The sequence below is a fragment of the Quyinboa sediminis genome (genome assembly GCF_042219855.1).
GTDB lineage: Bacteria > Bacteroidota > Bacteroidia > Bacteroidales > UBA5342 > JBHJHP01.
The window spans coordinates 402,589-423,398 of the sequence record NZ_JBHJHP010000005.1 but is presented as its reverse complement, the minus strand read 5'-3'; the positions used below and the strand labels follow the sequence as shown (position 1 = coordinate 423,398).

The 20,810-nt window shown below is 37.9% G+C and carries 15 protein-coding genes; 7 read left to right on the top strand and 8 right to left on the bottom strand.

Annotation, left to right across the window (positions count from 1 at the left end):
- The first annotated feature begins 12 nt into the window (after positions 1–12).
- Both infB and ACE1EF_RS14220 read left to right on the top strand, forming a co-directional pair.
- Positions 13–2,865 carry a translation initiation factor IF-2 gene (infB, locus tag ACE1EF_RS14225; RefSeq protein WP_375721348.1) on the top strand — a complete coding sequence of 951 codons (2,853 nt, stop codon included), beginning with the start codon at positions 13–15 and terminating at the stop codon, positions 2,863–2,865.
- 100 nt (positions 2,866–2,965) lie between these two features.
- Complete coding sequence (locus ACE1EF_RS14220; RefSeq protein ID WP_375721347.1) at positions 2,966–3,325, top strand: SPOR domain-containing protein; 360 nt, start codon at positions 2,966–2,968, stop codon at positions 3,323–3,325.
- Between the two features lie 21 nt (positions 3,326–3,346).
- On the opposite strand, the gene ACE1EF_RS14215 is transcribed toward ACE1EF_RS14220, so the two are convergent.
- Positions 3,347–6,325, bottom strand: coding sequence for a DUF5752 family protein (locus ACE1EF_RS14215; protein WP_375721346.1), 2,979 nt, complete (start codon positions 6,323–6,325; stop codon positions 3,347–3,349).
- A gap of 167 nt (positions 6,326–6,492) precedes the next feature.
- Between ACE1EF_RS14215 and ACE1EF_RS14210 the strand changes: the two genes are divergently transcribed.
- Positions 6,493–8,535, top strand: coding sequence for a DUF349 domain-containing protein (locus ACE1EF_RS14210; RefSeq protein ID WP_375721345.1), 2,043 nt, complete (start codon positions 6,493–6,495; stop codon positions 8,533–8,535).
- Positions 8,536–8,581: 46 nt separating this feature from the next.
- Here the strand turns inward: ACE1EF_RS14210 and ACE1EF_RS14205 are convergent, their stop codons facing one another.
- Positions 8,582–9,232: an energy transducer TonB gene (locus tag ACE1EF_RS14205; protein ID WP_375721344.1), complete on the bottom strand. Its 651-nt coding sequence runs from the start codon at positions 9,230–9,232 to the stop codon at positions 8,582–8,584.
- A 128-nt stretch (positions 9,233–9,360) separates the two neighbouring features.
- Here ACE1EF_RS14205 and ACE1EF_RS14200 point away from each other — a divergent pair, with 128 nt between their 5' ends.
- Together ACE1EF_RS14200 and ACE1EF_RS14195 are read left to right on the top strand one after the other, a co-directional pair.
- A complete protein-coding gene (locus ACE1EF_RS14200; RefSeq protein ID WP_375721343.1) occupies positions 9,361–10,470 on the top strand; it encodes a DNA polymerase III subunit gamma/tau in 1,110 nt (369 codons plus the stop codon).
- A gap of 19 nt (positions 10,471–10,489) precedes the next feature.
- On the top strand, positions 10,490–11,113 hold the full coding sequence (locus ACE1EF_RS14195; RefSeq protein ID WP_375721342.1) for a hypothetical protein: 624 nt from the start codon (positions 10,490–10,492) through the stop codon (positions 11,111–11,113).
- Between the two features lie 5 nt (positions 11,114–11,118).
- Here the strand turns inward: ACE1EF_RS14195 and ACE1EF_RS14190 are convergent, their stop codons facing one another.
- The 3 genes from ACE1EF_RS14190 to ACE1EF_RS14180 are packed head-to-tail and all read right to left on the bottom strand — an operon-like array spanning position 11,119 to position 14,977.
- Positions 11,119–12,420, bottom strand: coding sequence for an acetylxylan esterase (locus ACE1EF_RS14190; RefSeq protein WP_375721341.1), 1,302 nt, complete (start codon positions 12,418–12,420; stop codon positions 11,119–11,121).
- 10 nt (positions 12,421–12,430) lie between these two features.
- Entirely contained in the window at positions 12,431–13,138 is a 708-nt protein-coding gene (locus ACE1EF_RS14185) for a hypothetical protein (protein ID WP_375721340.1), read from the bottom strand.
- Between the two features lie 15 nt (positions 13,139–13,153).
- Positions 13,154–14,977: a hypothetical protein gene (locus tag ACE1EF_RS14180; protein ID WP_375721339.1), complete on the bottom strand. Its 1,824-nt coding sequence runs from the start codon at positions 14,975–14,977 to the stop codon at positions 13,154–13,156.
- Positions 14,978–15,152: 175 nt separating this feature from the next.
- On the opposite strand from ACE1EF_RS14180, the gene ACE1EF_RS14175 reads away from it, so the two are divergent.
- Complete coding sequence (locus ACE1EF_RS14175; RefSeq protein ID WP_375721338.1) at positions 15,153–16,751, top strand: LamG-like jellyroll fold domain-containing protein; 1,599 nt, start codon at positions 15,153–15,155, stop codon at positions 16,749–16,751.
- A 50-nt stretch (positions 16,752–16,801) separates the two neighbouring features.
- Here the strand turns inward: ACE1EF_RS14175 and ACE1EF_RS14170 are convergent, their stop codons facing one another.
- Genes ACE1EF_RS14170 through ACE1EF_RS14160 form a run of 3 tightly spaced genes read right to left on the bottom strand, consistent with a single transcriptional unit; the run spans position 16,802 to position 18,759 of the window.
- Positions 16,802–17,077: a hypothetical protein gene (locus ACE1EF_RS14170; protein ID WP_375721337.1), complete on the bottom strand. Its 276-nt coding sequence runs from the start codon at positions 17,075–17,077 to the stop codon at positions 16,802–16,804.
- Between the two features lie 10 nt (positions 17,078–17,087).
- On the bottom strand, positions 17,088–18,185 hold the full coding sequence (locus ACE1EF_RS14165) for a hypothetical protein (RefSeq protein ID WP_375721336.1): 1,098 nt from the start codon (positions 18,183–18,185) through the stop codon (positions 17,088–17,090).
- Positions 18,169–18,759, bottom strand: coding sequence for an RNA polymerase sigma factor (locus ACE1EF_RS14160; RefSeq protein ID WP_375721335.1), 591 nt, complete (start codon positions 18,757–18,759; stop codon positions 18,169–18,171). The genes ACE1EF_RS14165 and ACE1EF_RS14160 overlap by 17 nt, the downstream gene beginning before the upstream one ends.
- A 104-nt stretch (positions 18,760–18,863) precedes the next feature.
- Here ACE1EF_RS14160 and ACE1EF_RS14155 point away from each other — a divergent pair, with 104 nt between their 5' ends.
- On the top strand, positions 18,864–20,729 hold the full coding sequence (locus ACE1EF_RS14155; protein WP_375721334.1) for a vWA domain-containing protein: 1,866 nt from the start codon (positions 18,864–18,866) through the stop codon (positions 20,727–20,729).
- The last annotated feature ends 81 nt before the right edge of the window (positions 20,730–20,810 follow it).

The window sequence follows — 20,810 nt, the reverse complement described above, 5'->3', positions numbered from 1 at the left end:
GGAATTTCAACGATGGTTGAATTTCTGCATAAAAAAGGGTATGATGATGTTGAAAATAACCCTAATACAAAGGTTAATGACGATATTTATGAAGTCCTCCGACGAGAATTCAGCTCTGATTTGTCAGCCAAAAAAGAGTCTGATAAAGTCAGTGAACAACGTCATAATAAGGAAAAAAATAAAGCAACTATAACTTTACAGGATGGTCCTCATGAAAATGTTTCAACAGAGGAAGAGGAGGAAATTCCAACAGTAGTACCGGAAGATGAAAGACCTTCATTTAAGATTGTTGATAAAATTGATCTGGATTCCATAGGTAAAAAGAAAAAAGCAAAACCGCAGGAAGAGCCGGAGCCAGAACCGGAACCAGAGGTCGTGGAAGAAGAAGCCGAAGAAACAGAGGAAACAGAACCGGTGGTACAGGCTGAGGAAAAAGAGGAAGAAGTTCCTGAAGAGGCTGTGGAAGAGGTTTCGGATGAGCCGGAAGAGCAGAAGGCAGAAGAAGAGGTAGTTGAAACCGTTCCTGAGGCGGAAGCACCTGAAAAAGAGGAAGCAGAAGAAGCGGAGACTGAAGAAGAAGTTTTTAAACCATCTGATGTTAAGATAGAACAGAAAATTAAGGTGGTTGATAAGATAGACCTGTCTACGATCAATCAGAAGACAAGGCCTGCTAAGAAGAGCAAGGAAGAAAAAAAGAAAGAACGCCTTGAAAGGGAAAAACAGAAAAACCAGAAGAAAGAGCGTGTAAATCAGGAACGTACAGAATCCAAGGGTAATGTAAAGCAGGATAAAAAACAAGGTGGCAGTACCTATAATGATGATGATAGCGGCGAAAAGAAAAAGCGTAAAAGAATCATTAAGGATAAAGAAAAAGTCAACCTTGGTAGCCATGCGTACAGGGACGCCAAACCGGGAAGTAAAAAGAAACCTGTTAAGGGCGGCAAAAAATCATACAAGCCTGAAATTAGTGAGGAAGACGTACAGAAGCAGATTAAAGATACACTGGCACGATTAACCAATAAGGGTAAATCGAAAGGTGCAAAATACAGGAGGGACAAAAGGGATGCGGTATCAGAAAAGCATCAGCAGGACCTCGCCCGTCAGGAAGAGCAGAAGAATATTCTTAAGCTGACAGAATTTGTGACGGTCAGCGACCTGGCAAATATGATGAATGTGCCGCCAACTAATGTTATCAGCACCTGTATGAGTCTGGGGTTATTTGTATCCATCAATCAGAGGCTTGATGCAGAAACGATTACCATTGTGGCTGATGAGTTCGGTTATAAGGTAGAGTTTGTCAGTGCTGATGTACTGGAAGCCATAGAAACAGCAGATGAAGATCTGGAAGATGATACACCAAGACCTCCGATTGTAACTGTTATGGGTCATGTTGACCACGGTAAAACATCCTTGCTTGACTACATAAGAAAATCGAATGTTATTGAGGGAGAAGCAGGTGGTATAACACAGCATATCGGTGCTTACAGTGTTTCACTCGAAGACGGAAGAAAGATTACGTTCCTTGATACACCGGGTCATGAGGCATTTACTGCCATGCGTGCAAGGGGTGCAAGGGTTACAGATATTGCAATTATTATTGTTGCGGCTGATGATGACGTTATGCCACAGACAGTAGAAGCTATTAACCATGCTGCAGCTGCTGGTGTACCCATCGTTTTTGCGATCAATAAAATTGATAAACCGGGTGCAAATCCTGAAAAAATTAAAGAAGCACTGGCAAATATGAACTACCTCGTTGAAGAATGGGGTGGTAAATATCAGTCACAGGATATTTCGGCAAAGCAGGGATTAAATGTCACAGAACTTCTTGAAAAGGTTTTGCTGGAAGCCGAATTACTTGATCTAAAGGCAAATCCGCAAAAACATGCCTCTGGTTCTGTGGTGGAATCATCATTAGACAAAGGACGTGGTTATATTGCGACCGTATTGGTGGCAAACGGAACATTACGTATTGGTGATGTGATCGTATCCGGTGCCTATCATGGACACGTAAAGGCGATGTTTAATGAAAGGAATCAGCGTGTAAAAGAAGCCGGACCGGCTGAACCGGTATTGATACTGGGATTAAATGGTGCGCCTCAGGCTGGTGACGATTTCAATGTGCTTGCTTCGGAAAAAGAAGCCCGTGATATTGCAACTAAACGTGAGCAGTTACAACGTGAGCAGGGACTTCGTACGCAAAAACATATCACGCTTGATGAAATTGGTCGCCGTATCGCCATAGGTAATTTCCAGGAATTAAATGTTATTGTTAAAGGTGACGTGGATGGTTCAATCGAGGCATTATCTGATGCATTGTTGAAACTGTCGACAGAGGAAATACAGGTTAACATTAAACATAAAGCTGTAGGACAGATTTCAGAAGCCGACATTCTGCTGGCTGCAGCATCAAATGCCATTGTTATCGGTTTCCAGGTAAGACCATCGATGAGTGCCCGTAAACTGGCAGAGAAAGAAGAGATTGATATCCGTTTATACTCTATTATATATGATGCCATCAATGAAGTGAAAGACGCGATGGAAGGTATGTTGTCACCGGATATTAAAGAAGAGATTGTGGCAACTCTCGAAGTTCGTGAGACCTTTAAAATTACTAAGGTTGGAACGGTAGCCGGTTGTATGGTGAAAGAAGGAAAACTTAACAGAAACTCCAAAGTCAGGCTGATCAGGGACGGTATTGTAATATATACCGGTGAACTGGGATCACTTAAGCGATTTAAAGATGACGTCAAAGAGGTGGCTTCCGGTTACGAATGTGGTCTTAATATTCAAAATTTCAATGACATAAAAGTCGGAGATATTATTGAAGGATATAAAGAGGTAGAGGTTAAAAAGACGCTATAATTACTAACACAATATTTATTAAAAAATAACGTATTAACATTTAATGCGTTATTTTTTTTTGAGTATCATTGTAAGCCAAATCGTTTAATCCAAAATTGATATGATGAGGAATATTTTTCTTTTATTAATTGTTGCAGTATTATCTGTTACATCCTGTAAAACCCAGAAATTTGTTGTGAAGGAGGAAGCTGTTTCTGTTGTCAATGCATCACCAAATGATATTTCATACAAATACTATGTCATTCTGGGTAGTTTTGAAAACCTGAAGAATGCCAACAATTATGTAGAGCAGATTAGCAGTAAGGGATTCACAACACCTGTCATCCTGAAGAGTGAACTCGGTTATTACCGTGTTGCGGTATACTCATCTGATTTTGAGAAAGATGCCCGCAACAGGATCGCATCAATAATGGAGATGTATCCTGAACATAAGGATGTCTGGTTGCTCATAAAGAAATAGAAAATCAGTACCCGAAAGCCGTTATTCTTTGACCACAATAACGGCTTTTCTTTTTTTACCATCCAGAATAATCTGCAGGGGTTTATTAAACCTTATATGTCTGAAATAGTTTGTTTCTGATATAACTTCACCTTTATCCAGCATTTCAGTATTCATATAATTCTCATGTGAGTTATATGGTACAGAAAAATACCCAACATTCATTGATGTTACATTGTGGAAAAAGTGAGAGCCAAGAGAAGCATCAAGAGGAAAGTCCTTTAATCCCACTTCTATAATTACACGGGCTTTGGAAATGTGTGACCATAATACAGGAATTCCGGTGTATTTGTCCCTTGTTCCCCATCTTCCCGGGCCTATCAAAACGTACTCCCTTTCCTCATTAGCCAGCTGGCGGTTCAGCACTTTAACATCGGCTGCCATTTCCTCAGTTTTGGTTCTGTCAAATTTCTCGGTCTTCATCAGAATCACATCGCACACATCACTGAATATGCCATTACCCATACCTTTTGATGCAATGAGCAGAGCATTGGACTCGTCAAAAACCTCTTCATTTATATCGACATCCAGTTCTTTCTGAATAAGTGGTTTTATCTGAACCAGGAACAGTGTTGGCTTCCTATCCGGTTCAGTGCCAAAATCAACCACATATTCCAGTTCTACCGGTGATCCCATGGCCTCGGAGCAGAGTTGTAAAAGAATTTCTATGGCACTGGCCAGCGGAAATTTATCGTAAAGCAGGATATTGGCAAAATTCACCACGCGTGGTCCCTTCTTGTCAAAATCATGTTCCAGTCTCTCATTCTGATAATCATAAACTTCAGCACAATTTGCCAGGATGCCGTCTTTTTCTGCAGTAGAAATAGTTAGTTTCTCAATAAACTGATTTTCACTTTCTACCTTCAGTGTTTCAGGCTTTCCGTTGTTTAACCTGACAGCATAAAAATATGTCTGAGAGTCCTTAATCTGATCGCTTAAGGCTTTAAGTTCCAGTTTAGGATATTTTGGACAGAAACGGTGCGATTTTTCACCACCGACCACATACATACCAAGTCCAACTGCAGCAACAGAAAAGCCATCGTCCGGTTCCATATATGCAAAAGGATAATAATTATATGACTGTGCTACGCCGCTCATATCGGAATAAAAGTATTCCTCATGTTTATTGCCTATAACCTCCTGAATAATTACAGCCATCTTTTCTTCTTCGATTTTATAGTTGACGGCATTAAAATAGTTTCTGGAAGAATCGCTGAAAATGGAAGCGTATACGAGTTTTACAGCGCTCTGAAGCTGGTTAAAACGGACGGTCACATCTTTGTGATCATTTGGAAGAAGAAAGGTATTGTATACGCCTGAGAAAGGCTGCATGAATGAATCTTCAAATAATCCTGAGGATCTTATTGCCAATGGTTTGGTAGAATTAAGAACATACTCAAATAAGATCTCTTTTAAATCAGGAGACAATTCACTTTGCAGGAAACTGGTTTTAACAGATTCATAATCAATATCAGTTTCACCGTAAACTGTATCGGATAAATTGTTCTTTTCGATAAAAAATTCAAATTCCTCAACCCCGATAATTGCAGTTGATGGCACTGAAATATGGATTCCGGGTATAAGCTTCTCAAAACTTATATTTTCAATAAAGTCTGAAAGGAAAGCAATACCACGTCCTTTTCCCCCAAAGGAGCCATTTCCGAGCCTTAAGACATAGCGACGCGTATTGATATGACTTGGGTCAAATCTCACAATGCGTCCGCGTAATCGTGTTAATCTAACATTTTCGAATGCATTAATGACTGCTTCCCTCAGTTCATCAACAGAAGTGAAATCAGTGATATCAACAGGACGTAGTTTTCTTGCCAGATTAATTTCACCACGTGCCATCAACCAGGTTGAAAATCCGTTTCTGCTTCCATGATAAAGCAAGGATTCATTTGGAATCTGAGAAAGCTTCTTCTGAAATTCTTTTAAGTTTGTGGCTTTATCAATCGGATTACCATCAATATCTTTAAATACAAAATCACCAAATCCGCATCGCGACATTAAAAAGTGTTGTATATCATGAGCCAGACTTTCTGATTCCTTGTGAATAAACTCTACCCCCAGTTTATCTGCTTTTGCTCTGTTTTTAAGATTTGAGGACTGCATTAACAATGGGATTTCTACTTTGTCACGGACATAATTTAACAGATCAACCCCGGAATACTGTGAAGGAATTCCGTTTTTATTGAAGGAAACGTCAGAAATAACACAGAGCAGATTCTCTGTATACTTATTTACAACCTGTATTGCTTCTTCATACGATGTAGCCAGTAAAATTTTGGGTCTGGCGCGCATTTTAAGAATTTTATGCAACTCATCAACAGTATGCTCGTGGATAATCTCCTGGGTCTGCTTCATTACAATGGAATACAGCAGAGGAAGATAGCGCGAGTAATACCGCACTGAATCTTCTACAAGAAGAATGATCCGAACATTACCTATAACCGTATCCGCAGAAGCATTGATTTTATCTTCTACATACTTGGACATGGCAAGGAATATCTTGCTGTCGCCGTTCCAGACAAAAATGCGTTCAAAATTCCTGCTTTTCCCGCCCTGTATTTTAAAGTACTTCAGGTCGGAGTTATTATTTACAAGCAGCAGGATTGGAACTTCCGGTGTTACTTTTTTTATTTTGGCGGCCAGTGATATAGGAGACAGGCGGTTTAATCCGGCTGTCAGAATAATCATATCATAATTACTGTACTGAAGTTTCAGAAGTGCTTCTTCATCTGAAGAAACACTCGTGATACGGGGCGCTGCATAAAGGTTTAGCTGCAGATATTCTCCAACAATACGGTCAAAAAACTGTCCTTCACTCGTAATTGAAAATGCATCGTACAGGGTGGCTACCAGAAGTATTTCCTTAACTTTAAACGGCATCAGCTCCTGAAAGATATCGCGATCTGTTTTTTGTTTCTTGTATAAAGTATTTAGAGGAGGTATTTCCATAAATGCAGAGTTTAGACCAATATATAATAAAAAGACGAGCTAACCAATACCCTAAGTCATGACAAATATAATTCCGGCAATTCTCTAAACTTCTTTATTTAATTCGTTTTTATCTATTTTTATTTTAATTTTATAAAAATTGTGTAATGCTCCAAAATTGTTTTGTTATGAACAATGATCTAAATAAATTGCCTGAAAATGATGGCTTTAAAAGTGAAGAAAACACCGGTATATCAAAAGAAACAGAAAGTGAAAAATCGTCGGTTAAAAAGGATGAAATAGTTTCGGATACAGAAAAGGAGCCGAAAGAAGAAGCGGCATCTGAAACAAACGGATCGGAAGAAAAAGTGGAAGATGCCACCGAAGACAGTAAAAAGGAGGAAGAAAAATCTTCTACTGAGGTGGAAAAGGTTAGTGATGATGATACTTCGGATGATCTTGATGAGGACGATAATGAAAACGATACTGAAGAGGAAATTGATGAGATTGATCATGAGTCTCTAAGCAAGGAGCAATTAGTTATACGGCTTAAGCATCTAATCGATAGCATCCCGTTAACATCACGTAACCTGAAGGATGAAATAGAGAAAATAAAAAATACCTTCTATGAGAAATTTCAGCATGAAGTATCGGTAACGCATGAAAAGTTTATTGCTGACGGTGGAGAAGAGAAGGATTTCAAAATGCCACCCGATCCTCAGGAACAGCTATTAAGTGAGCTGATTGCAGATTACAGGAGAAAGAGGTATGAAATCCTTAAGAAGTTTGAGGAAGAGAAAGAGCTGAACCTTCTGGCCAAAAAAGATGTAATAGAAGGGATTAAAGAGTTAATACAGAGCGAAGAATCCATAAATAATACGTTTAACAACTTCAGGGAATTACAGAAGCGCTGGAAGGAAATTGGACCGGTCCCTCAATCAAATGTCAGAAATCTTTACGAAAGCTATCATCACAGTATCGAGATGTTTTACGATTACATTAAGATTAATAAAGATCTGCGGGATCTGGATCTTAAGAAGAATCAGGAAGCTAAAGAACATCTGTGTGAGGTTGCAGAGGAACTTATAAATGAAGAAAATGCGGTAAGTGCATTCAATAATCTGCAGGAATTACATAAAGAATGGAGGGAAATCGGACCAGTACCCAAGGAGTTTAAAGAACCCCTTTGGGAACGCTTTAAGGAAGCAACAGCAAAAATTAATAAAAAGCATCAGCAGTACTACGATGATATAAAGGAGAACCAGAAAGAGAATCTGGAAAAGAAAACTGCCCTGTGTGAGAAAGTGGAGGAAATTGCCGGTCAGGTTTACGAGAGGCCAAAGGTATGGAATAAAAAATCGCAGGAAATAATCGGCATTCAGAAGGAGTGGAGAACAATTGGTTTTGCTCCCCGTAAATATAACAATAAGATTTACGAACGTTTCAGAAAGGCTTGTGATGAGTTTTTTGATAATAAACGCAAGTATTACCAGGAGTATAAAAAACTTCAGGATGATAATCTGGAGAAAAAGCAGGCACTGGTAAATAAAGCACTGGCGTTAAAGGACAGCGAGGACTGGAAAAAAGCAACCAGCGAACTTGTTCGCATACAGAAGGAATGGAAGAAGATTGGTCCGGTTCCCAGGAAACATTCTGACAGCATCTGGAATGATTTTCGAAATGCGTGTGATCATTTCTTCAACCGTAAAAAAGAGTTTTTTCATGATATTGATAAGGTTCAGGATGATAATCTGAAATTAAAGAAAAAACTGATTGACGAGATAAATGCATTTGAACCTGAGGAGGATAATGAGAAAACAATTGGTATTCTGCACGATTTTAAGGAACGCTGGAATTCCATTGGTCATGTTCCGTTCCGTGATAAGGATGCCATATACAATGAATACCGGAATGCCATTAACAGGCACTTTGATAAGTTGAATATGGATGAGACCAAAAGGGAGGTGGAAAAGTATAAATCCAAGATTGAAGATATTCAGGTTGGTCAGCGCTCGGATGATAAGCTGAATTCAGAACGGAATAAGCTACTGAATAAATACCGAACCCTGGAAAACGATATTGCCGTTTGGGAAAATAATATTGGATTTCTTTCCACAGGTAAAAAGTCGGGTTCTGTTGTAAAGGATTATGAGCGAAAGATTGAAAAGGCAAAGGAGAGGCTCGAAATTCTGAAGCGGAAGATAGATTTGTTAAACGATATGCAGGATTAAAAAAAGTGCCGGTTTTAAGACCGGCACTTTTTTTATCACAAACCATTTAGTCGTTTGTGAAATTTTTTGTTGTGAAAATTATGACACCATCCACAGCCCTTTGACCATATTTGTCAATTGCTTTTTGGCCTTTAATGACCCGGACAGATTCTATATTGTCCGCATTGACCTTAATATCATCGTTTACAATTTTACCATCAATAACATACAACGGATATTTTTTTGCAGGTGCTGCCTGTTTCTCAACTTTTTCTGTACTGTTTCCGGATGCATATTCCGTTGCGACAGGTTTCATTGTTGCTTGCGTTGTACTATTGAAAGGTATGCCAATTTTAATTTTACTGTTAACCGGTTTCCCATTCAATTCCGCAGGTGAAAATTCGGGCATCATATTTGCCAGGCGGAGTGCTTCTTTGTCCAGAGATTCATCAACACCTTTTGAAATGGAAGAATTCAGTATTTCACCGTCAGATGAAATAATCAGAGATAACTCAACCGTACCGCTGACATTCTTTTCTTTCGCGTCTTCCGGATACTGCTGATAGAACTTCAGAAAATCTGCGAGGCTCATTTTACCCTGTGCAAAAATAGGAAGAACTGTGACTTCAGATGCATCATATATTTTTTCGTTATTCTGGGCAAATCCCGGAACCGAAATTAACAATGCAAAAATGAATGAAATGCTTTTATGTAACATGGCTATAGATTTTTTGCTAAATATGCAAAATTTATACCAAAATGTTAATGCAAATGTGAATAACTATTGATGAACACTTCGGGACACACTTTTAAAAATAATTATATTTGCACAAAGCAGAACAGTAAATGGATAATTTTGTAGTATCGGCAAGAAAATACAGGCCGCTTAGTTTTGATACAGTGGTTGGTCAGAAGTCCATCACGGGAACTTTGAAGAATGCTATAAAAACAGGCCATATTGCTCATGCATACCTGTTTTGCGGTCCGCGTGGTGTAGGAAAAACTACATGTGCCCGTATACTTGCAAAAACATTAAACTGTTTTCATCCAACATCAGACATTGAAGCCTGCGGTGAGTGTGAATCGTGTAAGGCATTTAGTGAAAACCGCTCCTATAATATTCACGAGCTTGATGCAGCTTCCAACAATTCTACTGATGATATACGATTACTGACCGAAAAGGTCCGGGTCCCGCCACAAATAGGAAAATACAGCATTTATATTATTGATGAGGTCCATATGTTATCGCAGCAGGCTTTTAATGCCTTTCTGAAGACCCTGGAAGAACCACCCAAACATGCCATTTTTATCCTTGCTACAACGGAGAAGCATAAAATTATACCTACCATTTTATCGCGTTGCCAGATCTTTGACTTTAACCGGATTAATGTTAAGGATGCAATTGAACATCTGGGATACGTTGCAACAAAGGAAAATGTAAGTGTTGAGCCGGAAGCGTTATCGGTAATTGCGCAGAAGGCAGATGGTGGAATGCGTGATGCTCTTTCTATTTTTGATCAGGTTGTAAATTTCTGCGGAACAAATGTAACGTATGAAAAGGTTATTGAAAACCTGAATGTTCTTGATTATGATTATTATTTTAAACTGGTTGACCACTTTTTAGCGGGAAATGTATCACAGGCGTTACTCATCTTTAACGAAATCCTGAATAAGGGATTTGATGCAAGCCACTTCATTAACGGATTAAGCTCTCACTTCAGAGATCTTCTGGTTTGCCGAGATCCACAGACTGTTTCACTGCTTGAGGTTGGTGATGCAATCAGGAATAAGTATGTTACTCAGGCTAAAAACTGTGAGCAGTTGTTTCTCTACAAAGCTTTGGAAATTTCAAACGATTGTGATCTCAACTACAGGCTAAGTAAGAACAAGCGGTTATTAGTGGAATTAACCCTGATTAAGTTGGCTCAGTTAGTCAACCAAAAAAAAAATAACTGAACAGGACAAGGAAAAAGTATTGGATCCTATACGTTCAGATGGAGCTGTAAGCACACCGGTTAAGACTTCCACGGATAATGTTACACAAGCTGAATCTAAACCACTTGTTAATCAGGAAAAAAGCAAATCTGCAGCTGCAGAAGTAATCAAACAGCCCACAAAGAAAGTTAAGAGTGTTACCGGCCTTGGTTCAATCGGAATATCTATAAAGGGAAATAACGCCCAGGATCAAAACGAAGAAGCAGTTAGTACCGATGGTTCCCGGGAAAAAAACAAGCAGAAATTCACGGAGCAGGCATTGCTGCAGGAGTGGAGAAATATGATTGCCGAGATAGCTGAAGATAAGGTACACCTGGCTGAAACACTGAAGTCACATCAACCCGAACTGGCTGCAGATGCAGTGACCATTAAACTCACGGTTCACAACAATATTCAGGAAAAAAGAATTATTGAGGAACAAAGTCTTATTCTCGATCATTTACGGTCGAAATTAAAAAATGATCTGATTCGGTTTTCCATTACCGTTGATGAGACGGTGGAGGAGAAAAAGTTTTTCACTAATTCTGAAAAACTGCAACGTATGATCAGTAAAAACCCTGATATAAACCTGTTACGTAAAATGTTTGATCTGGATCTGGAATAGAATTCCTATTTTAGATTATCTCTGATCCACTTTAATATTACATGTCGGGTTTCGGTAGATACCCAGTGTTCGTTAACAGGCGTTATTAGTGCTTCCTTGGCAGAATTTATGGAATTATACACACAATAACTTGTTGTCGGAGGACAGGTATTATCATTGTATCCCCAGGTCATGAATACAGGAACATTAATATAGCGCACAAAGTTTACAACATCGTAATATGTCAGTGTGCGTATTTTATCGGGTGTATCCATCCCTGTAAATTTGGTGAATAAGTGAGGATATCCTCCGGCACGTCCGTATTTGTATGCAATCATATCACTTAAGGCAGGATGATTTGCTGCACATGCTGTTATTCGCTTGTCCAGGCCTGCCGTGATCAGTGCTAAGGCACCTCCCTGGCTACCACCCTGTGCGATAAGATTTTTACCATCCCATTCCGGTAGGCTTGTCAGGTAATCAAGCGCTCCAATACATGCCATGTATACTTTTTTCATATAATAAGAATCCCGGTTGTCAAGTCCGTTGACAAGGTAACTGTTGTTGTCTTTCCCAAAAGCTCTGCTGATCTCTTTGTAGGTATCGGCATCAAGATCAGGTCTGATGCCATGTATTTCCATATCAAAACGGATAAAACCTTCTTCAGCGTAAAACATATGTTTCAGCGGGTCCATTGGTTTAATCCCAGCACCCGGAGGTGAAAATACAAGCGGAAAGGTTCCCTCTTTTTTGGGAACAGTCAGATAGCCATACACGTAATGATCCTTTTTATACACCTGTAGCTTTACCAGGTAACAGTTAACTTTATCGCTTGAAAATTCAGGAACAAATCGTCGTTCAGCCATTAAAGGACATTCTGCGGCCTCCTGTTTGGCCTGATCCCAAAACGTAACAAAATCCTCCGGTAATTTTGTGTAAGGCTTTAGTTTATCCGGTTCAAATCCAACTTTGATGTGATGCTTATAAATTCTTCCACCTATTGTCGTTTCCAGTCTGCAGTCCAGAAATCCGGGCGCCTTCATTGTACCAAGTGGAATTTCTGCTTTACCATCTTTGAGGATTACGTTGCCACTTTTTTCACCGGGCATCAATTCAGGTCCAATACTGTAACTGACTTCAATGTTGTTTTGCAGAATTCCAAATTCATACACTGAGACTGTTACAGAAGCCTTTTCATTTATTTTATACAACCAGTTGTCATGATCCGGAGTGGTAACCCATAAAACATTACTTCTGTATGGATAGTTTTCTGCCGAAACAAAAAAGGTCAATATTCCTGTCGTAATTATTAAAAATATTTTTTTCATTATTTGTGTATTAATGTAAAATAATCCCTATGGCAAGTCCAATATATAAACCGGACCAGTTCGCGTTTAAGCTTTCTTCCTGTTGGTTGATTAGTATATAACGTTTATCTTTTCTGTATTTAAGGTCGCCATTATAAATACCGAAATTATATCCTGAGTTTAAGCTGATACAAAAATTTGAAATAAGATGCTCAAACCGTAATCCAGGTTCAAAAAAAAGGTTTGTAGATACAAAATCTTCCTCTGATATTTGAGGTTCATATTCCAGGATGTTAAAATTTTCTACTAGTTTTAAATTGCTGAAAATTAAACCTATAGAGCTGTAGAAGTACAATGACACATACCTGAAGTCAGATACTTTTAATTGACCTTTAATACCAGGAGAGTAACCATTGATTATCATATCGTAGTTATAACTTCCTGAATAATCTGCTCTTGATATTCGGGAACCACTGGTTTGGTATGTAAAAGAAAATCCTAGTCCCAGATTATTACTCAAACTGTAAAGACCTGAAATATGGTGCCTTAAATATGGGGGAAAATTACTAGTTATCTTTGCGTCGAAAGGTATGGTTCTGTAGATGCTGTTTGTTAACTCCTTTAAATTAGTCATTTCATAATTCTGGTAGTCAATACCGTAATCAACCTGCAGGTTTTGAGAAAAAACCGGAATTATATTAATAGTTATCAGAATAGCAATAATTGTTTTATAAATCATAAGTCGCTTAGGTATTTAGTTTTTAAGGTAATATTTGTAATTGGATCTGAAGATTCTGTCATTGCACAGAAACATATACTCTGTAGATTTTTCAAACATCGTTGGAACAATTTCTGTTAGCTCACCTGTTGGGTAACTAAATACTCTAAATTCTTTACTGTACGTATCGAAAGTAAGAATTTTGTTTTTTTGAATATCTAAGTTTATAAAAGCGGAACCAAGTTGGATCTCTTTTTCAATATTAGAATTTAGAATATTTTTTATTATCATTTTATAACTATTAAAATAGTAAATGTTTTCAGGCTCATTGTAAATGAGTCTGAAACTATTCGGGGAATAATTTCCGCTACTACTAAATTCATTTACCATAATAATAGTATCGTTTCGTAGTTCATAAACTTTTGCTGTATTATCCAAATATAAAATCAGATGTTTTCCATCCGGCATGAGAACAACATTATAAAGTTGCCCCATATATTTACTGCAAAGTAATTTTTCATTTACAATATCAAATACATATAGTTTTGCTGTGTTCATAAAGGCTAAAATTCCATTATCTGAAAGCTTAAAGTACAAGTCCTGGTTATATGCACTGATGTCTTCCTTTATCTGGATCGTTTTTACAAAACCATATGACTGGGAATTATATTGATAAACATCCATAGTGGATTGTTTGGGATATACAATGTATTCACCATCAGTAGATTGAGTAATGTCCGCATCCATTGGCATAACTGTATAAACAGAATCATCTTTACTGGAATAAAACTGTAGATTTTCATTATCATAAATCAGGGTACCCTTGGTTGTTGCATCATAATGATTCTTGAAATAAGGACCAGGTAATCCCATAGTTAACCTCAGAACTCTACCTGTATTATAAATCTGACCTTCTGATGTCTTATTGTCTTTTATACCATGGAAATGAAATTCTTTATATGATCCAAACATATAATCTTTGAATATAAAATGATTCACCCCTTTAGGTATATAATACACTAAATCCGGGTTATAATGATAGCCGGAAAAATTTCCCATAGCAAGTTCATAGCCATCCAGCAAAGTCTCTATTTCGGTTGAAGACCACTTTAATGCAAGTTGCTTATTAATCTCTTTTATTTCTGGCTGAGGAATTTGAAAGTCAATATTTAATCTGGCCCATTTCAAAACATAATTATTATTATCAATAACAGATACGTCATACGTCCATTTTCCACCACGATATTCATGATCAATAAATTGATTTTCCTTCAACGTTAAAAGTGAATCAATTGATCCTTTGGTGAGAATAAAGTTTTTAAAACCAGTTCCATTATATGGTTTCCAGTTTAATAACAGACCGTTTTCAGTGATATTTAGATTGCCGGTCCCAGGGGTGTGTTTTTTATTACAAATCAGTTTATATTCCTTGGTTTTATAAACGAATCCTTCATATCCGTTTATATCTGCTATGCTGTTAGTACCTGATCCTGTATAAAATGCGATACTAAAATTGTGGACTGTATCATCCGATAATTTAAATCTGAAGTTTGTATAATAATTATCTAAATAATGGTTCCTGGATATTATACTGTCATCTAAATAAAACTCAGCATATTGCAATTTAATACCTGGCTGGGTTTGTACGTTTATAGGTAATACAGTTTCCTGGCCTTTGTAAAAAATAATACTGTCGTTTTCATTGGTATTTAAAATAATTTGTATTCCCGGTATTTCTTCAGGTTTATCAATTGATACATAATACTCTTTTAACGTTGAATATTCGCACGATATTAAACACCATGCTGTGGTAAATAGGCATAGTATTATTTTAAGTAACAGGTTGACATTTTTGTTCATAGTATGTGTAATTCAGAAAAAATAAAACCACAGTTAAATAACTCTATTTATACGAAAAGAGCAAATTTTTACGCTGTTTTGTATCCCCAAATCCTTCTAAAGCAAATTTACTGGTAATGTTATCAATTTTAGTTAGATTTGAACCAGTATTAAACAAGCAGCCACACCGCAAATTATGAAATCAATCTTTTTCAGCATATCCGTTTTACTTCTGTTCTATGTTTTTCCGGGTTCAGATTTTTGTTTTGCAGCAAATTATGTAACATGGAACCTTGATAATCTTACATCATCAGGTGATTTTACTTTTACAACAGAAGGTGATCCGGAGATTATTCCCGTTAATGATGACTTTGCTATGCTGTTTGATGGTACAGAGGACCGTATTGTTGTGGAATCTAATCCCTTAATCGGGATGGATGAATTTACGCTGGAAGTTATTTTTCGGATTGATAAAGGAGGTATCAGTGAACAGAAATTTTTACATCTGCAGGCAAATCCTGATATCAGAATTTTATTCGAAATTGAATTTGTCAATGACAGCATGTGGTATCTTGAAAATTATATTCAGTCCGGAAGCGGCGAGAGTGAGAATGTGCATTTAATAAATCCCGAGAAATTGCATCCTGCAGGCAGATGGTATCATGCGGCATTGGTTTACAGCAATAAAACGTTTAAGCAGTTTATAAACTATCAACTGGAAAATTCCGGCATGCTGCATTGGGTCACACCTGAGGATGGTGCTGTTTCTGTAGGGGCAAGAATGAATCAGGTAAATTACATGACCGGAGCTGTGAGGGAAATCAGATTTGCGGACGAAGCTCTGGATAGCAGTCATTTTCTCCGCTACGGACAAATGCTGGAAGAGAGTGAAACATATGTTTTTGATAATCTTATAAGCCTGAATGGGTATGGTTTGCAGGTGTTTGGTGATCCTGAAATTGTGGATACAGAAATTGGTAAAGGTGCCGAATTTGACGGTGAGGATGACGGGATATATGTTCTTCATAATCCCATTGGCAATAGTCAGCAGTTTACCATAGAGACCATTGTGAAACCTTATGATGTTTATCCTGAAAATGCTGATCCCCGTTATTTTCATATTGAAGATGCCAATAACAGCAACCGGAGAATTACGATGGAATTAAGGTTGAATGAGAATCACGAATGGTATTTTGATGGTTTTCTCAGAGCAGACAATAATTCAATAGGCCTTATGGAACCTGCACTAACCCATCCTCTTGATGGTTGGCAGCATATGGCGATCATATACAGTAACGGTCATTTTGAGACGTATGTCAATTATAAAAAGGAACTGGAGGACGATTGGGAACATGTTTTACTCCCCTTTTCAGATGCGACAAAAATGTCTGTGGGAATGCGGATGAACAAAGTAAACTATTTTAACGGAATTATTCAGCGAATCAGAATAACGCATGCCATACTGGATACGGGTGAGTTTATGAAGATCAATAAGAAGGAGGAAGCCACCCCGGTTGATCAGGTCTCTATGCCATCACAGAACCTGGAATTTAAAATCTATCCGAATCCTGTTCGTAAAGATTCAGAAATGGAGGTCTATCAAACTCTGGAGGGAGTGGTAAAGCTTGAGTTATATAACCTGGCAGGTGATAAAGTTGATGAGTTATTCAACGGTTATATGCGTGCCGGATTATCATGCGCCTCAATAGATTTTCAGAAATATGAAAGCGGATTATACCTTCTGAAACTGATAAACAACAGTTATCAAAGCATTCAAAAAATATCTGTGCTTTAACCAGCTGGATGAACATATTTTTGACCTGGGTTTGACAGGTATTGATTCACTTATTTCTTAAGATTATTTAATGCATCGAAAAGTGCAAAAACTTCTTTAATGAATTTTTCCTGAAGTTCCCGGTAATATGCTTTAGCTTTTGTCTCTTTGTTGTAACTGTTTACCGACTTAATGGTATTATTTCTGAGTACTACAGCTTTTTCTATAATTTCTGTCAGTTTTTTCTCACTGGTTTCAGGGAAAAGGTATTGCACAAAAAACGCCTGTGATATAACTTCCGATGTTAGAAAATTCACATCTTTTTTAATGTCTCTTACTTTTGCCATATAGGTATGATTAAAATATTAATTGTATGCTTGCTCTTGTTGTCGTTGGTTTGCTCGAAATATAGGCGGGGGTCCAGTTTCCGCTGTTTTTCAGCTCCCGAATTATTTTTCGGTCCGTTTTCTTGTTGATACTCTTTGTTACTTCAAAATCCGATAATTTGCCATCTTCATTCACGTTAAACCAGACCTCAAATTCTCCAATGGCATCGGGTTCTTCTTCCATTATTTTTCTGAAGATTGCACCTTTATACTGATTCATTTCCACAGGAGGTTTTGCAGCAACAGCGCTTTGTAGTGTCCTTTCATTCAGTTCCGTTGCTTTTTTTGACTTATCACTATCCATTTTAGCTTCAGTGGCATTCATTGTTAATGCTTCAGAAACTTCATCTTCCGGTTCTAAGGTCTGAACCGAAACTGCCGCCTCTGCTTTTTCCGGCTTTATAGCGCCAGTTTCTGTTTGAACCGTAGTAATATTGCCGCTGTTCGATTGATTTAAAATGTTTTCAACGGTACTTTTACCCGTTTCATTCATATTGAGAGTGGAAGTGGCAGATTTGGGCTGAAGTTGTTCCATCTCCTTTTCAACCGGTTTGCGAACTGTTCTGGTCGCATTTTGTACAGGCTGATCCGATAAGGTTTCAGTGGCCTCTTTCTCTTCAGTTTCGCTTATTTTATCTGATTGAGCTGAGTCACTTTCTGTGTTGAATAATGGTGTAGGTTCCTGCTGAGTTTTTCTTTGTGCGTCCTGTGCCACTTTGGCCGGTATTAGCTGATCTGAAGATCTTGTGATATAAATTACCACGCCTGATGCAGCAATTACCAGTAAGAGGACTGCAGCAGCACGGATAAGCAACCCGTATGAAACCTGCTTCTTGTCTGAATCATAACCGCTCTTCCGGTTCAGCCTGGTTTTAAGATTTGACAGGTCATTGTCGATTGATGCCGGTGCAAAATTCTCCATGCCTTCAAAAGCATCAGTGCTAAACGGATCATGCATAACCTTCTTTTCAATATCATGCATCTCTCCTGATGAAAGACTATTGCTCAGATAGTCTCTCAGGATTTGCCATGTCAGCCGGTTTTTATGTATGTTATGCTGCTTTTTCATTGAATTCCAGACAACGTTTCAAATTGCGTTTCCCATTTTGCAGATGGCTTTTAACCTTTTTAATGGTTGTATTTAAAAGTTCAGCAATTTCTGCATAGCACTTTTCTTTAAAATAAAACAATGAGATACTTTCATGTTGTAGCTCATTAAGCTTTTCAAGACATTTGTACAGTTGACTCTCTTTGTTTTTTTCAAAATCATCCTTATTAATCAGAGTAAAAAAATCTTCAAATTCCACAAATTCAGTGTAGTTTTTTTCAGAAATTAACTCCACTTCTGTCAGCTGTTGCTTCTTTCTTAGAATGGATAGGCAATGGTTTTTTGAAACGACATATAGCCAGCTTTTGAAATGCTTGACGTCATTTCTTTTCAGTTCTGCAGCTACCTTCTCATAAATCTCCATTGTGGCATCCTGACTATCTTCTCTGTTTTTAAGGTATTTGAGGCAAAGTCCGTAAACCAGATGCAGGTATCTGTCAAACAGCTGTCCAATGTATACAGAATCACCGGTCTCTTTATAGCTGTCTACTAAAAAGGAGTCATTGTTTTCTGTATTATTCAGTATGTTCAACATGCTGGTTTAAAAAAGTTTACAATTACTAACCGGGTAAATTTAAAAAATATTTATGGAATTTCTCATTTTTTAAGTCTCAATGGTAAAATTAAAAACATTGAGTTATGAAAACGATCGCAGCATTATTTATGATTATTTTTTGTGTACTTCCAATAGCTTCACAAAAGGTTATAAGGGGTAAAGTTATGAATGGTAAGACTAATCTTCCGGTTTATATGGTGAAGGTTTCCACTGGGACAGAACTGGCATTTACCGATAAAATGGGGGAATTTCAACTTTTGGCTATATCTGCAGATTCCCTTGTAACGTTACAAAAGGATGGTTTTAAAACAGTAATAACTAAAGTACTTCCGGGAGAGAAATCTACTATTCATCTCACGCCATTAGTCATGAACGAACCCAAAGTGGACGATAGTACAGAATTACTGGAAGAGAGTGACATTTCAACGGTTGTTGCAGGTCAGGCTGCGTATGAGGCACAGGTTAACCGGACGTTGGTTTTTAAAGATAAAGCAATGTCAAAACAAGCCGTTTCCTTCGTTGTTCCTCCGGTATATCACAATCCTGTTAACGACGAATACAGCCAGTTTGAAGAGTCAGGTTTTAAGTCCGTTAATTTACATCCCTTATCAACTTTTTCTGTGGATGTTGATAATGCATCATATGCAATAACCCGTCGTCACATTAATAATGGAATGTTACCACCTGAGAACGCAATAAGGGTAGAAGAGATGATCAACTACTTCAGGTATGGTTACCCGACACCTGAAAAAAACAAACCCATAGCTGTTTCCCTGTCTTCAGGCCAGTGCCCATGGAACCAGGAACACTATTTACTTCGGATTGGCATACAGACAAAAGTTATTGAAACGGATAAATTACCCAAATCAAATTTTGTATTTCTGATTGATATTTCCGGTTCCATGAGTTCTGCCGATAAGCTTCCACTGGCAAAGGCCAGCCTTAAAACATTTCTTGAAACACTGCGGGATGATGATCGGGTTGCTATCGTAACTTATGCAGGCAGTACAAGAGTGGTTCTGGAATCGACACCGGTTAAAGATAAACAGACAATTTTAAGGGCGCTTGAACAATTAAATTCAGGTGGTTCGACAGCCGGAGCAGAAGGTTTAAAACTGGCTTACAGTGAAGCAGAAAGAGGTTTGATAAAGAATGGAAATAACCGGATAATACTGGTTACAGACGGTGATTTTAATGTGGGACCATCTTCTGTGGAAGATCTGAAAACACTGATAAAAGATAAAAGGGATAAAGGAATATTTATCTCAATATTAGGTTTCGGACAGGGAAACCTTAAAGATAACCGGATGGAAGCCATCGCTGATAATGGAAATGGAAATTATGGCTATGTGGATAACCTGCAGGAAGCACATAAAATATTAATGAAGGAATTTACGTCGAACCTGTTTGTTGTGGCAAAAGATGTTAAAATACAGATAGAGTTTAACCCGTCAAAGATCGCATCATACAGACTGGTAGGATATGATAACAGGGCGCTGGCTGCAGAGGACTTTAATAATGATAAAAAGGATGCCGGTGAAATGGGAGCTGATCAACAGGTCACAGCCCTGTATGAAATTGCACTGACGAATTCTGAAAGCAGGCCTGTTGTGGATCCTTTAAGGTACACTGAAAACCATCATCAGACACAATCTTTCATGAATGAATTGGGTACAGTTAAAATCAGATATAAAGAACCTGATTCTGACGAACGCAGAATTATGGTAACCAGGATTGATTCAGATCTCTTAAACAGGGACAAAGGTGACGCCGGTTTTAATATGGCAGCATCGGTTGCCATGTTCGGTCAGTTGCTGCGTAAATCAGATTATATCAGTCAGGGCGATTTCTCAACAGTAGCGAATTTGTTGGCGAAAACAAATTACAATGATACGGAAGGATATAAAGCAGAGCTTTTAAGATTGGTAGAGTTGGCTTCGAAATTATGATAAATGTCAGGAATGGCCATTTTTAGCACCTTCGGGTGCTTTTTTTATGTTCTATTGTATATTTTTGATACGTCAAAAAAA

Bases quoted from the DNA above. Each gene is read 5' to 3' on its own strand.
- ACE1EF_RS14190 (WP_375721341.1), bottom strand. From the start codon at position 12,420: ATGAAAAAAATATTTTTAATAATTACGACAGGAATATTGACCTTTTTT.
- ACE1EF_RS14175 (WP_375721338.1), top strand. From the start codon at position 15,153: ATGAAATCAATCTTTTTCAGCATATCCGTTTTACTTCTGTTCTATGTT.
- ACE1EF_RS14155 (WP_375721334.1), top strand. From the start codon at position 18,864: ATGAAAACGATCGCAGCATTATTTATGATTATTTTTTGTGTACTTCCA.
- ACE1EF_RS14180 (WP_375721339.1), bottom strand. From the start codon at position 14,977: ATGAACAAAAATGTCAACCTGTTACTTAAAATAATACTATGCCTATTT.
- ACE1EF_RS14165 (WP_375721336.1), bottom strand. From the start codon at position 18,185: ATGAAAAAGCAGCATAACATACATAAAAACCGGCTGACATGGCAAATC.
- ACE1EF_RS14200 (WP_375721343.1), top strand. From the start codon at position 9,361: ATGGATAATTTTGTAGTATCGGCAAGAAAATACAGGCCGCTTAGTTTT.
- ACE1EF_RS14210 (WP_375721345.1), top strand. From the start codon at position 6,493: ATGAACAATGATCTAAATAAATTGCCTGAAAATGATGGCTTTAAAAGT.
- ACE1EF_RS14220 (WP_375721347.1), top strand. From the start codon at position 2,966: ATGATGAGGAATATTTTTCTTTTATTAATTGTTGCAGTATTATCTGTT.
- ACE1EF_RS14215 (WP_375721346.1), bottom strand. From the start codon at position 6,325: ATGGAAATACCTCCTCTAAATACTTTATACAAGAAACAAAAAACAGAT.
- ACE1EF_RS14205 (WP_375721344.1), bottom strand. From the start codon at position 9,232: ATGTTACATAAAAGCATTTCATTCATTTTTGCATTGTTAATTTCGGTT.
- ACE1EF_RS14170 (WP_375721337.1), bottom strand. From the start codon at position 17,077: ATGGCAAAAGTAAGAGACATTAAAAAAGATGTGAATTTTCTAACATCG.
- ACE1EF_RS14185 (WP_375721340.1), bottom strand. From the start codon at position 13,138: ATGATTTATAAAACAATTATTGCTATTCTGATAACTATTAATATAATT.
- infB (WP_375721348.1), top strand. From the start codon at position 13: ATGGTTGAATTTCTGCATAAAAAAGGGTATGATGATGTTGAAAATAAC.
- ACE1EF_RS14160 (WP_375721335.1), bottom strand. From the start codon at position 18,759: ATGTTGAACATACTGAATAATACAGAAAACAATGACTCCTTTTTAGTA.